Below are 12,572 nucleotides of genomic sequence, written 5' to 3'. Positions count from 1 at the left end.
TTGTACGATGAAACTAAAGGTTTCGTTTCGAAATGTTTCAAAGCAGTATCATCTTTATGAAAAACAGTCGGACAAAATAAAAGGTTTGTTTTTCCCTGCTAAAGATAACGGTTTTTTCGCTGTGCGAAATGTCTCCTTTGATGTATATGAAGGGGAGACAATCGGCTTTGTGGGAATTAACGGATCGGGTAAATCGACGATGTCCAATCTGCTTGCAAAAGTGATACCGCCGACAAGCGGTGAAATTGAAATGAACGGCCAGCCGTCGCTGATTGCGATTGCAGCCGGTTTAAATAATGCTTTGACGGGCCGGGATAACATAAGACTCAAATGTTTAATGATGGGGCTGACAAATAAAGAAATCGATGAGATGTATGAAAGCATAGTTGAGTTTGCTGAGATCGGTGATTTTATTAATCAGCCGGTGAAAAACTATTCAAGCGGTATGAAGTCCCGCCTTGGTTTTGCTATTTCCGTGCATATAGATCCGGATATTTTAATCATTGATGAAGCCCTCTCCGTAGGAGACCAGACATTTTATCAGAAGTGTGTTGACCGGATCCAGGAATTTAAAGAACGAGGAAAAACCATTTTCTTTGTGAGTCATTCCATCGGTCAGATTGAAAAAATGTGTGACCGTGTGGCTTGGATGCACTATGGTGAATTAAGAATGTTCGACGACACTGAAACCGTCGTCAAAGAGTACAAAGCATTTATCGATTGGTTTAATAAACTCTCCAAAAAAGACAAAGAGAAATATAAGAAAGATCAGGTTGCTGAACGTAAAAAAGAATCGCCTGAGCAGCAGGCAATTGTGAAGGAACAAAAGAAAAATAGTAAATCCGGATCAGCAGTCAATGCTATTCAAATTGCTATTTTATCAATACTGCTTGTGTTTATGGCAGGAACCATGTTTTTCAGCGCCCCGCTTCGTACGATCGCTTCCTTCGGTAAGATCGGATATCAAGATGATGTTAACAAGGGGAAAGACCAGATATTGGTGAACAAAAAAGGTTTCGTATTAAAAGACCAGACGCAGGCCTATAAAGATACAGAGCTGAAAAAAAAGGCGGACTTCCTTATTCCGTTCGGTGCTCAGGTGAAAGTGGTATCTGAAGACAGGCAATCAGCAAAGATTGAGGTCAATAATAAAACGTACTATATCCCGGAAAATGCAGCGGTCTATAACGAAAAAAGTTCAAATGTGAAAGCATCCGCTTTTTCTCCGTATGTAAAGCAGGGTGATACTGATCAACTTGTGTCACATCTCGGTGAGCGCGTTAATGATATTCAGCAAGAAATGAAAGAGCTGCAGAAAGAAGTAGTGAACGGCCGGGAGACGCTATATCTTAAAAATGGCGAGGTCAGTTATGCAGTGAATAATGGCAAGGCCGAGCAGCTTGTTTTCAGAGGAATATCAGCTATTACTCCGGCAGATCTATCCCTGAATAATAAAGATGTTATAAAGGGCAGCAGTAATCGGCAATATATTGCGGCAAATGATAAATACGCTTTTATTATCAATAACGATAATCAAACTTTAACCTGCATTATAAAATAAAAAGCTGTTGGAATAAATCCAACAGCTTTTTTTCTTATAATTCATCTTTTCTTAACAGGTCTTCCATGAAAGGGATAAGGTGATCACGCAGTTCACGATCCTGCATCGCAAATTCTAATGTAGTGGTAATAAAACCCAGTTTTTCACCAACATCATATCTTTTGCCCTCAAAATCGTAAGCAAAAACCCGCTGGATTTCATTCAGCTTTTGAATAGCGTCTGTAAGCTGAATTTCTCCTCCGGCACCAATTTGCTGTTCTTCAAGGTACATGAAGATTTCAGGAGTGAAGACATAACGTCCCAGTATTGCCAGATTGGACGGAGCAGTCCCTTGAGCCGGCTTCTCAACAAAGTTCTTCACCTGATATCTGCGGCCTTCACTTGTCAGCGGATCAATAATTCCGTAACGATGGGTTTCTTCTTCAGGCACTTGCTGAACCCCTATAATAGAAGAAAGTGTTTTTTCATATTCATCCATCAGCTGGCGAAGCCCTGGTTTTTCAGCTTGAACGATATCATCTCCGAGAAGGACGGCGAATGGCTCGTCACCGATAAAATTACGTGCGCACCAAACGGCATGTCCAAGACCTTTTGGCTCCTTTTGCCGGATATAATGAATGTCAGCAAGATTAGAGGCTTTTCGGACTTTTTCTAAGAGTTCGACTTTCCCTTTTTCTTCTAGGTTTCTTTCCAGCTCTGGTGAGTAATCAAAATGGTCTTCAATGGCTCTCTTGCTTTTTCCCGTAACAATAATAATGTCTTCAATACCCGCTTCAACCGCTTCTTCAATTATGTATTGAATCGTTGGTTTGTCTACAATCGGAAGCATCTCTTTCGGCATGGCTTTTGTTGCCGGCAGAAAGCGTGTCCCTAAACCTGCAGCGGGAATTATGGCTTTGCGTACTTTTTTCACTTTAAAGCACCTTCCTTAGCATCACTTAAATATAAGTTATGATATCTATACAGACTCAGGCTTGCTGATATTTTCTGTATACCCGATATTTCATTTTTAACACTTTTAATGATATAAGATAAACCATTATTAAACAAGTTTTATCCGTAAAGCCTTAATGATATATCCTTTTTCATTTAGGGGAAAAATAATACAAGATATTTAACCGGCGGATCATATCGTGTAAAATGGGTTGATAATGAAAAATGATCACAAACTTGATACAGGAGAAAGAGATATGAAAAAACTTAAAGTCATGACGGTATTCGGTACAAGGCCTGAAGCGATAAAAATGGCGCCCCTTGTGCTCGAATTAAAAAAACGCCCTGAAATAGAATCATATGTCACTGTGACTGCCCAGCATAGACAAATGCTGGATCAAGTTCTTCACGCATTTCAAATTAAGCCTGACTTTGATTTGAATATTATGAAAGAACGGCAGACGCTGGCTGAAATTACTTCAAACGCCCTGGTAAAACTGGACGGCCTGTTTAAGGAAATCAAACCTGATATTGTTCTTGTTCATGGTGACACGACAACAACCTTTGCCGGAAGCCTTGCAGCTTTCTATCACCAGATTGCAGTCGGACACGTGGAGGCCGGATTGCGGACGGGCAACAAATATTCACCTTTTCCGGAAGAATTGAACCGCCAAATGACCGGAGCGATTGCTGATATCCACTTTGCTCCGACTCAGCGAGCGAAGCAAAATTTATTGAATGAGAATAAAAAAGAAAGCTCCATTTTTGTTACCGGAAATACAGCGATTGATGCTTTGCATACAACGGTTCACTCTGAATATTCCCATAACATTATTGAGAAAATCGGCAATGACAGAATGATTTTACTGACGGCGCATCGCCGGGAAAATTTAGGTCAGCCGATGGAACATATGTTTAAAGCCATCCGCCGGATCGCAGATGAATTCAGTGATGTGCAAGTCGTTTATCCGGTACACCTGAATCCTGCTGTACGTGAAGCTGCTGATAAGCACTTTGGTGATTCGGAGCGCGTCCATTTAATTGAACCTCTTGAAGTGATTGATTTCCACAATTTTGCGTCAAGGTCGTATTTTATTTTAACTGATTCAGGAGGCGTTCAGGAGGAAGCTCCTTCCTTAGGAAAGCCGGTTCTCGTATTGCGCGATACGACTGAACGGCCCGAAGGAATGGAGGCGGGCACTCTGAAATTAGCCGGTACTGATGAAGAAACGATTTATCAGATGGCAAAACAGCTGCTGACAGACAAGCAGGAATATGAAAAAATGTCGCGGGCATCTAATCCCTATGGAGATGGCATGGCGTCAAGAAGGATTGCTGAGGGACTGCTCTATCAATTCGGACTGCGTTCAGAGCATCCTGATTCTTTTGAAGTGTAACAAAAAAGCAGCTCCGCATAAAGTATGCGAAGCTGCTTTTTCTGCATTAGTTTAAAGGTTGAGGCTGCTTCTCAATTCTTTAGTAATGGAAGCAAGACCGTTTTCATCTGCTTTATAATAGTAAATTCCGTTGATTTTGGTGCCGTCACCCTTCAGCTCATGCTGAATCACTTTCTTGCGGGCATCTTTATAGCCGGATTGAATATCCCACATATCATCAAAGGTTAAATTCGTTTTTACATTGTTCTCTACTACTTTAAACATATCTCCGAATTTCGTGACAGAAGAGATACTTGCCCCTTTATTGATAATACCCTCTATAATCTGCCGCTGTCTGTCTTGGCGCCCGAAATCCCCTTTAGGATCTTCTTTTCTCATTCGTGAGTAAGCGAGGGCTTCATCACCGTTTAATGAAATATTGCCTTTGCTGAAGGAATAACCGTCATAGTTGAAAGCGAATGTACTGTTGACAGTGATGCCTCCTAAAGTGTCAACGACATCTTTAAAGCTTTCCATGTTTACTTTAATGAAATAATCTACAGGCAGGTTCAAGAAATTCTCCACAGTATCTACTGCCATTTGCGTACCGCCAAATGCATATGAATGATTGATTTTATCCATCGTGCCCTTGCCTATAATTTTTGTATAAGTGTCACGCGGAATACTGACCATTTCCGTTGTTTTTGTCTTTGGATTGACTGTAAGGTAAATGAGCGAGTCGGCTCTTCCTTTATCATTTTTACGTTCGTCCACTCCCATGATCAAGACAGAGAACGGTTCGTGTTTATTTATTTTCACCTCAGTTCTGCGTTTATTCGATTTGTTAATGTCTTCGTGAATACTGGCGACGGTTGATGCCGCTTTATGCCATAGATAGTATGTAAAGCCGCCGGAAACTAAAATAAAAATGCCGATGATTGTCAGAAAGACCAGTAACAAAGTCTTTTTTCTTCGTTTACTTCTCATCTCAATACACCCCATCTGTTTTAAATTGGAAATCGAACTCCCAGTAAATGCAATATTTTATAATAGAATACAATAAATCCTAATATAGTCGAATGTTATCGAAAAAAGTTTCAATGTTTCTTAATTTTTCTTTAAAATAGATAATATATTGTCGATAATCCATAATGAGGTGAAAAAAATGAAAAAAATTTTTGGATGTTTGTTCTTTATACTGCTTCTCGCCGGGTGCGGAGTTAATAATGAAAAATCTCAGGGTGAGGATGCGGGTGAAAAGCTGGTAACGAAAGAGGGCACTTATGTAGGACTGGCGGATACTCATACAATAGAAGTCACTGTGGATCATGAACCGGTAAGTTTTGATATCACTGAAGAATCAGCCGACGATGTTAAGAATTTGGATAATGGCGACAAAGTGACAGTAAAATATCAAAAAAATAGCAAGGGACAGCTTATGCTGAAGGATATCGAACCGGCAAATTAATGAACAGGGGGATGCTGTAATCTTGAAAACTTGCAAACATTTAATAGGACTGACTCTAGCTGTTGTTATATTGCTTATACCGGCGGTTTCCTTTGCGGCAGATTCAAATATATCTGTTAAGCTGACAAATTACATAGGAAATCAATCAAGCATTTCTTTATCTCCAACCGGTTTTTATCAGGTTACCGGTGATCATGTGTCTGTAACCAACCGCTTTTCGGGGGCATCCCGATATGAGACGGCGGCTCTTGCATCTGACTCCCAATGGACGAATCCTAAAACCGTTATTCTCGTCAATCGTGATGTTTTTATCGATGCATTACCAGTAATTCCTCTGGCAAAAAAATTGGATGCGCCGGTGTTATTTACACAGCCGGACGCTTTGACAAAAACAACAGAAAAACAGATTGCTAAGTTCAATCCCGATAATATTCTGGTCATCGGCGGGGCTAAAAGTATTTCAAAGGACGTTGAAAATAAGCTTAAGTCTTATGGAGCTGTGAAAAGAATCAGCGGGAAAAACCGTTATGTTCTGTCTGAAAACATTGCAAAACAAATGGGAAATTACGATAAAGCAATTGTTGTAACAGGTAATGTTTTTCAAGACGCTTTAGCCATTGCTCCGTATGCCGCTGCAAACGGCTATCCCATTTTACTGACTGAAAAGGATAAATTGCCGGATTATGATCTTCCGAAGCAAGTCATAATTATCGGGAGTTCGTTCAGCGTGAGTGATGCTGTAGAAAATCAAATTAAAAAAACTTCAAATGTGCAGCGAATACCCGGATCAACACGGTATGAATTGACTGCTAATATCATTAATCAGCTAAAGTTGAAGGCTGATAAAGTCGTCATGACTAATGGAACGAAATATGCTGATGTCCTGGTTGGCGCTTCTTTAGCCGCCAAAAAAAACAGCCAAATATTATATATCAAACAAGATGATGTTCCTTCAGCAGCTAAATCAGTGACAAAAGAGAAGGCGTCGTATGCATACGACTTTATCGGAAGTACAAGCTCCATTTCCGCCGGGGTTGAAAATGAGCTTTCAAACCATTTTTACTTAGCCGGCGGAAGCACATACAACTTACAAATCAATAATGGAAAGTTAAATCTTAATCATATTAAAACATATGGGAATTCATTGAGAATAAAACCGGAAACGTACAATGAATCCAACCGGATCAGTTTGAATGGAAAAGAATACTTGGGGACGGTTAATTTTTCAATAGAGTCAGGCAAATATATCAGACCTGTAAATGAAAACATTCCTTTTGAAGATTATTTAAAAGGTGTCGTACCGAATGAAATGCCTGCAAGCTGGTCTCTTGAAGCGCTGAAGGCGCAAACGGTTGCGGCAAGAACATACTCAATTACGAAGACCGGGAGCACTGTTGCTGATACTACTGCTTTTCAAGTATATGGCGGGTACAGCTGGAATGCCAATACAACGAAAGCGGTGCAGCAGACAAAAAATAAGGTGCTGACTTACAAAGGGAATTTAATTACGGCGGCTTATTCATCGAGTAATGGCGGTTATACAGAATCAAGCGGCGAAGTATGGGGTTCAAGCGTTCCTTATTTAACTGCGAAAAAAGACACAAAAGATCCTCAAACTGCCTGGAGTCTGACGCTTTCTAAGCAGCAAATCAATCCGGATTCAATTGATGTAAATAAGCCGGCCTCTTGGTTTGCTTCAAAGAATGAGACAAATGCAGCTCAACTGAGCGGTATTAAAAATTGGATTCTGAAAAATAAGGAAACGGGCGCTTCCGCCATTAAAATTTTAAAAATAGAAGATCTTACATTCAGCGGAACAACTAAAGGACAGCGGGCTAAAACAGCAACTTTGAAAGTGAATTACGCTGTCAAACAAAACAATGGAAATTACGAGGCAAATAAAACATCTGCAATGACTGTGCCGGTGACTGAACTGAGAACGATGATCGGAGCCTCCGTGTTTAAAAGCACTTATGTGACCGTCAGTCAAAACAGTTCTGCTTTTACAATCAGCGGAAAGGGATATGGACACGGCATCGGTATGAGCCAATACGGCGCTAAGGCAAGAGCGGATTCGGGAGATTCATATAGTTCAATTTTAAAATTTTATTATCCGGGCACCACATTGACTGACTATTAAATAAACGAGAGCAGGAGGAAGGCAATTGCGTTCTTATCTTAAAGTCCTGATCATTTCTATGCTGGGACTCATCTTATTTATCCCGTCAGCCTTAGCTGACAACGCGGTTAAAAGAGTAGGGGGAAGCAACAGGTACGGTACGGCTGCTGCGCTTTCCAAGCAGGTGTATTCAACAGCGAGTACAGCTGTTGTCGTCGGAGGAGGTTCGTATGCAGATGCTATATCTGCTGCCCCGATGGCATATCAGAAAAATGCGCCGCTGCTTTACACAAACAAAGATAATTTGTCATCAGAGACGAAAACCCGTCTGAAAGAATTAAAAACAAAAACGGTCATTATTGTCGGCGGAACGCCTGCTGTGTCAGCAAATACAGCAAATCAAATCAAAGCGCTCGGCATCAGTGTTAAGAGAATTTCAGGAAGCAACCGATATGATACGGCAGCTAAAGTAGCAAAGGAAATGCCTGCCGCCTCAAAAGCCGTTATTGCAAACGGATTTTTATATGCTGACGCAATAGCTGCAATTCCATATGCCGCAAAGAACGGATATCCAATTTTGTTTACGAATAAAACAGCTATCAACAGTGCCACAGCAGGAGCTATAAAAAGCAAGGGGATCAAAAGCTCTATTGTAGCAGGGGGAACCGGGAGCATAAATGCCTCTGTCTTTAAAAAACTCCCTTCTCCAAAAAGAATCAGCGGAAGCAATCGATACGAACTTGCGGCCAATCTAGTTCAGCAATTAAATCTTCCGACAGGCAATGTATTCGTCAGCAATGGTTTCGGGTATGCAGACTCCATAGCGGGTGCTGCTCTTGCTGCAAAGAAAAAACAATCTATCATTCTGACAAACGGCAGCAATCTTTCAAAAGAAACAAGAGTCTTTATCGGGAGAAAAAAATTAAGCAGCTTTACCATTATCGGGAATACCCCGGCTGTCAGCTCAAATGTTGCAAACCAGCTGAAAAATCCGGCAGCAGGAAAAACAATTTTAATTGATCCGGGTCATGGGGGAAAAGATTCCGGTTCTATAGGTAACGGCATTTTAGAAAAAGACGTCAATCTTGATATCGCTAAAAGGCTGAATACAAAATTAAATGCTTCAGGTGCTCTGCCGGTCATGACGAGGTCTAATGATACATTTTATTCCTTGCAGGAAAGGGTAAATAAAGGTGCAACCGCAGGAGCGGATTTATTTATCAGCGTTCACGGCAATGCAAATGATGCAACTTCTGCAAACGGAACTGAGACCTACTATGATGAGACATATCAAGCCGCTGCAAGCAAACGCCTGGCAGGACAAATTCAGCCTAGGGTTGTTAATGCATTAAAAACAAGAGACAGAGAGGTTAAAACAGCTCCGTTCTATGTCATTAAGTATTCCAAAATGCCTAGTGTATTAGTAGAGACGGCTTTTATTACGAATCCGTCTGATGCAAGTAAATTAAAGCAAGCATCCTATAAGGAAAAGGCAGCTGCAGCCATCAATGATGGAATCGTGTCTTATTATAAGTAAAACTTTTATATATTTGTGTACGAGCCTGCTGGTCAAAATTGATCGGCAGGCTTTTTCGTTGTGATCCTTTTCAATTATAGTAACCGCTGTTTATGGATATGAATAGATTTACAATAAAAAAACAATAATCGAAACATTCTAATAAACATTAACGCTTCCTTTACTTCCAATTAACATCCATCTGCTAAACTCACGGCATAGGTCATCAAACATCCCAACAAATCGTGAGGTGTGTGTCAGTGGGAGCAGAGAAAAGCATGAATGTAAATAATAACTATGCAGTGCGGCAGGGGACTTCCGCTGCCGTTACGGAAAGAACGGCCCGTTATTTGGCTTTTAAGCGATTCATGGACATTGTGTTTGCGCTTGCGGGGCTCTTGGCGGCGCTCCCGGTGATGGGCCTGTTCTCCATCCTGATTCGTTTGGAGTCGCCCGGCCCGGCTTTTTATAAGCAGGAGCGGGTAGGCAAAGACGGGAAGCCGTTTTATTTGTATAAGCTCCGCTCTATGAAAATAGATGCTGAAAAATCGGGGGCGGTCTGGGCGCTGAAAAAGGATCCCCGCGTGACAAAGGTCGGCGCTTTTATCAGAAGGACCCGTATTGATGAGCTGCCGCAGCTGGTAAATGTGCTTCGGGGAGAAATGAGCCTGATCGGCCCGCGTCCCGAGCGGCCCGTGTTTACGGAACAGTTTCAGGCTGAGATTCCGGGGTTTACGGAGCGGCTGGCCGTTAAGCCGGGATTAAGCGGCTGGGCGCAGGTCAACGGGGGATATGACATGACACCGAGGGAAAAACTAATGTTTGACTTATATTATATCCGCAACCTGACCTTTTCATTGGAACTGAAGATTATGCTCAAAACGTGCAAAGTGATCTGGACCGGTGACGGGGCGCGATAAAAATTCTGGTCAGCAGACAAAAAAGTAGGGAAAACGATGCCTAGTATTACAAATCAAATCTTGAGCGGCGCCAAATGGACAAGTATTTCGACAGCGTGTATTACGGTCATTCAAATCATCCAATTCGCCCTGCTCGGGCGGGTCATGTCACTGGCTGAATTCGGCCTTGTCGGCATGATCACAACGGTAGTGGTGTTTGCCCAAATTGCGCTTGATATGGGTTTTGGCGCCGCTCTCATTCAAAAAGATCATGTGACTGATAAACAGATGTCTTCCTTGTACTGGCTGAATATCATAACGGGGCTTGCGCTGTTTGCGCTGCTGTTTTTCAGCAGTCCGCTCATCGCCGATTTTTATCGGCGGGAGGAGCTTGTCTATTTAATCCGCGTGCTGGCCGTCATGTTTTTAATCGCGCCCATCGGTCAGCAATACCAGTATATGCTGCAAAAAGCGCTGGCATTTAACACGTTAAGCAAGATTGAAATCTTTTCAAATGTGCTGTCCTTCGTGTATTTGGCGGCCGCGGTTTTTTATACGGACCCGATTCTCGCCTATGTGATTTCCCAGGTGCTGCTGCAATCGTCGAAAGGGATTCTGTACTGGATGGCCTGCAGAAAAACATGGAGACCGGCGTTGGTTTTTGATCTGAAAGGAATGAAAGGCTTCTTTTCTTTCGGGGCCTTTCAGCTGTCTTCCCGGCTTGTGAACCGGCTCGGAGCGAATATTGATATGATTCTGATCGGCAGTTTTATCGGCGCTGAGGCGCTCGGCATTTACAATCTGGCCTACCAGATTGTCACGCTTCCGGTATTAAAAATTAATCCGATCATTACGAGAGTCGCGTTTCCCGTCTTTGCGAAAAACAAGCATGAAAACAGCGTTATCAGAGAAGGATTTCTCAATATGACCAAAATACTCGCGCTGATATCCTTTCCGCTTTTGCTCGGTTTGGTTTCAGTGTCGGATGCATTCGTGGCTTCGGTATTCGGAGAAAAATGGCTGGCGGCTGTCCCGGTTTTAAACGTTCTCGCCATCGTCGGGATATTAAGGGTTCTGATGAATCCGAACGGATCTGTGCTGCTCGCAAAAGGGCGGGCCGATCTGGCGTTTTATTGGGACGCCGGGGTGATGCTGCTGTATGGTGCATCTTTGTACGCCGCCGTGCTGTCCGGAAATCTCTTGACGGTAGCCTGGACGTACGCTTTCATCAGCATCCTGAATTTCCTGATCGGGCGCTGGCTGTTGGCATATGTCATTAAGCTGCGGCTGTCGGCTTACTTCAAAGCCGTGGCCAAACCGTTTCTGCTTACGGCGGCAATGGGTGTCATCGCCTTTACAGCCAGCTTCGGCACGGAGCGGATCAGCCTTGATGTCAAGCTGCGGCTGGCGATCTCCGTAGCCTGCGGCGCGTTGTGTTATTTATTCCTGTTGGGAAAAGCTTATCCGCATATGAAAAGTAAATTAAGAAAAGGACGTTTGCTATGAAGGTATTGTGGATGACAAGTGTCTATCCGAGCAGTGAGAAGCCGGGGGAAGGCGTTTTTCATGAGACGCAGGCCCAAGAACTGAGAAAGCTTGGCGCGGAGATGACCGTCATTTGTCCGCGGCCGAAACTCGCCGCGCCATTCCGGGTGCTGAAAAAGACGTATCGGCAAAAGGATATCAGGCCGGCGTATGAATGGCGGAAAGGCGTGTCCGTCCACCGGCCGTTTTATCAGGCGGTTCCCGGGCAGCTGAAATGGGCGCAGCCGCATAAAAGAATGGCGGAATCCATTCTTTCCGAAATCAAAAATCATGGCCTGAAGCCCGATCTGATTCACGCGCATTTCGCCATGCCGTCAGGCGGAGCGGCCGCCATTGTGTCAAAGGCTTTAGGCATTCCATATGTGCTGACCTTGCATGGCAGTGATGTCAATGTCTATCCGCATTACAGCAAAAGCGCTCATCGCGCATTTACATTTGCGGTGCGGGAAGCAGCCGATATTTACGCTGTGAGCGGCAGTCTGCGGGAACAAATGAAAAAGCTCATCGAAGCGGAGTGCACCGTGCTTCCGATCGGCATCACGCTTGACGCCTTCCGAAAAAGGAACGAGACGAAAGAAGCCGTTAGAAAACGGCTCGGCCTTCCTCCGGATAAAAAACTGATCGTGTTCATCGGCAGGCTTGTCAAAGAGAAAGGTGTTTTCGACTTATCAAAAGCCGTTCAATCATTGGATGAAAGATATGAAGCCGTCTTTGTCGGTGACGGTCCCGCCGCATCTTCATTGCGTGAAGCCGCTCATATCGTCACGGGGCAAGTGCCGAACGACAAGGTACAGGACTATCTGCTGGCTTCGGATGTAATGGCGCTGCCGTCCTACAGCGAAGGCATGCCGACTGTGGTCATTGAGGCGCTCGCTCTGAAGGTGCCGGTGATCTGCACCGATGTCGGAGGATTGGCTTCTTTATTCGGGAAACACCGGGGGTTGCTGATCAAGCCGGGTTCACCTGAGACGCTGGCAGAATCGATTCTGCAATATGACGAAGGAGAGGCTTGGACGCCGCAAACAGCCGAGGAACTTTATCAAACCGTCCGCACGTATTTTGACGCAAGCCAAAACGCGAAAGCGCTGAAAGAGAAATACCGATCCGTAATGAACCGGGCCGGGCAAGAGGAGAACCTTTCGAAAGAGGGATGAA

At 43.5% G+C, this 12,572-nt stretch carries 10 protein-coding genes; 8 read left to right on the top strand and 2 right to left on the bottom strand.

The window, feature by feature from the left end:
* The first annotated feature begins 7 nt into the window (after nt 1-7).
* Nucleotides 8-1,561, top strand: a complete 1,554-nt coding sequence (tagH, locus tag NYE68_RS19080) for a teichoic acids export ABC transporter ATP-binding subunit TagH (protein ID WP_095352601.1) — start codon at nt 8-10, stop codon at nt 1,559-1,561.
* A 34-nt stretch (nt 1,562-1,595) separates the two neighbouring features.
* Here the strand turns inward: tagH and galU are convergent, their stop codons facing one another.
* Entirely contained in the window at nt 1,596-2,474 is an 879-nt protein-coding gene (galU, locus tag NYE68_RS19075; protein ID WP_015240700.1) for a UTP--glucose-1-phosphate uridylyltransferase GalU, read from the bottom strand.
* A 277-nt stretch (nt 2,475-2,751) separates the two neighbouring features.
* On the opposite strand from galU, the gene wecB reads away from it, so the two are divergent.
* On the top strand, nt 2,752-3,891 hold the full coding sequence (wecB, locus tag NYE68_RS19070) for a UDP-N-acetylglucosamine 2-epimerase (non-hydrolyzing) (protein WP_053574021.1): 1,140 nt from the start codon (nt 2,752-2,754) through the stop codon (nt 3,889-3,891).
* Nucleotides 3,892-3,942: 51 nt separating this feature from the next.
* On the opposite strand, the gene NYE68_RS19065 is transcribed toward wecB, so the two are convergent.
* The gene (locus tag NYE68_RS19065) at nt 3,943-4,857 is read right to left on the bottom strand and encodes a LytR family transcriptional regulator (RefSeq protein ID WP_053574020.1); all 915 of its coding nucleotides are present in this window, start codon (nt 4,855-4,857) and stop codon (nt 3,943-3,945) included.
* 178 nt (nt 4,858-5,035) lie between these two features.
* Between NYE68_RS19065 and NYE68_RS19060 the strand changes: the two genes are divergently transcribed.
* The 6 genes from NYE68_RS19060 to NYE68_RS19035 all read left to right on the top strand — a co-directional run bounded on the left by NYE68_RS19060 (nt 5,036) and on the right by NYE68_RS19035 (nt 12,571).
* Nucleotides 5,036-5,338: a membrane protein gene (locus tag NYE68_RS19060; RefSeq protein WP_017418804.1), complete on the top strand. Its 303-nt coding sequence runs from the start codon at nt 5,036-5,038 to the stop codon at nt 5,336-5,338.
* A 22-nt stretch (nt 5,339-5,360) separates the two neighbouring features.
* The gene (locus NYE68_RS19055; RefSeq protein WP_324636349.1) at nt 5,361-7,478 is read left to right on the top strand and encodes a SpoIID/LytB domain-containing protein; all 2,118 of its coding nucleotides are present in this window, start codon (nt 5,361-5,363) and stop codon (nt 7,476-7,478) included.
* Between the two features lie 25 nt (nt 7,479-7,503).
* Complete coding sequence (locus tag NYE68_RS19050; protein WP_053574018.1) at nt 7,504-8,994, top strand: N-acetylmuramoyl-L-alanine amidase; 1,491 nt, start codon at nt 7,504-7,506, stop codon at nt 8,992-8,994.
* 239 nt (nt 8,995-9,233) lie between these two features.
* Complete coding sequence (locus NYE68_RS19045) at nt 9,234-9,893, top strand: exopolysaccharide biosynthesis polyprenyl glycosylphosphotransferase (RefSeq protein WP_003151373.1); 660 nt, start codon at nt 9,234-9,236, stop codon at nt 9,891-9,893.
* Nucleotides 9,894-9,929: 36 nt separating this feature from the next.
* On the top strand, nt 9,930-11,378 hold the full coding sequence (locus NYE68_RS19040; protein ID WP_042635535.1) for an MOP flippase family protein: 1,449 nt from the start codon (nt 9,930-9,932) through the stop codon (nt 11,376-11,378).
* Complete coding sequence (locus NYE68_RS19035) at nt 11,375-12,571, top strand: glycosyltransferase family 4 protein (protein WP_015418342.1); 1,197 nt, start codon at nt 11,375-11,377, stop codon at nt 12,569-12,571. The genes NYE68_RS19040 and NYE68_RS19035 overlap by 4 nt, the downstream gene beginning before the upstream one ends.
* Nucleotide 12,572: the final 1 nt, after the last annotated feature.

Source organism: Bacillus sp. FSL R5-0447, assembly GCF_038606125.1.
Taxonomy (GTDB): domain Bacteria; phylum Bacillota; class Bacilli; order Bacillales; family Bacillaceae; genus Bacillus; species Bacillus velezensis.
This window is presented reverse-complemented; position numbering and strand designations above follow the sequence as displayed.